Source organism: Massilia frigida (assembly GCF_011682175.1).
Classification (GTDB): domain Bacteria; phylum Pseudomonadota; class Gammaproteobacteria; order Burkholderiales; family Burkholderiaceae_D; genus Telluria_A; species Telluria_A frigida.
This window is the reverse complement of sequence record NZ_WHJG01000162.1, coordinates 1-648: the sequence shown is the minus strand read 5'-3', so window position 1 is coordinate 648 and position 648 is coordinate 1. Positions and strand designations below refer to the sequence as shown.

The window sequence follows — 648 nt, the reverse complement described above, 5'->3', positions numbered from 1 at the left end:
CCATAGATTTCAGTGGTATTGGCGCTCACCGGCAATGCATTGGACGGATAGACATAGCTCAGAACGCCGAGGTCATACGAAACATCTTTAACGATTTCGCCCCGCTTGCCGCCGTAGATATCCCATTCAACACTACCGTCGCCGCCAGCATCCTTGGTCCATTTAATGGTCGACAGCCACGTGCCGGCATAAAATCCTGTTGGATTGTTCGTATAGTCAGCACCACCTTGCAGGGCCGGTTTTAACCGTGTTTGCGAAATTCCGCGATAGCGGTAATCGGACACTACAGCGGCATTGAAGCTGATGTCATTGTCAGGCTTCTTGTCTTCTGCGTGAGCGATGTTTCCGGCAAACATTGTAGTGATGGCCGTAATCGAAATCAATTGTCTCATGACGATATTCCTTCTATATTGACGGTTGAAATTTGTGGTGGCTATCGGGTGCCGCTTGATTCAATGGCCAACTTGATGGATATGTTGCGCTACTATGCTACTACAAATGCAGGCCGACATTGATCATAATAGTGCTTCAGTTCCCGTAATTCCTTGCCGAGAATCGGCTGGTCGCGCCCTATTCGGCAAGTCCTGTGGCTCCTGTGGCCCGTTCTTGGGCGGGACGGAAATTTCGGCGGTTCCGGCTTACACCCCC

1 protein-coding gene is annotated in these 648 nt (G+C 50.8%); it reads right to left on the bottom strand.

Translation table 11 applies throughout. The features are described 5' to 3' along the window. Window positions 1-392, bottom strand: a 392-nt coding sequence (locus tag F2P44_RS34495; RefSeq protein WP_223165161.1) for a TorF family putative porin, incomplete at its 3' end; no start/stop codon positions are given. Between the last annotated feature and the right edge of the window lie 256 nt (window positions 393-648).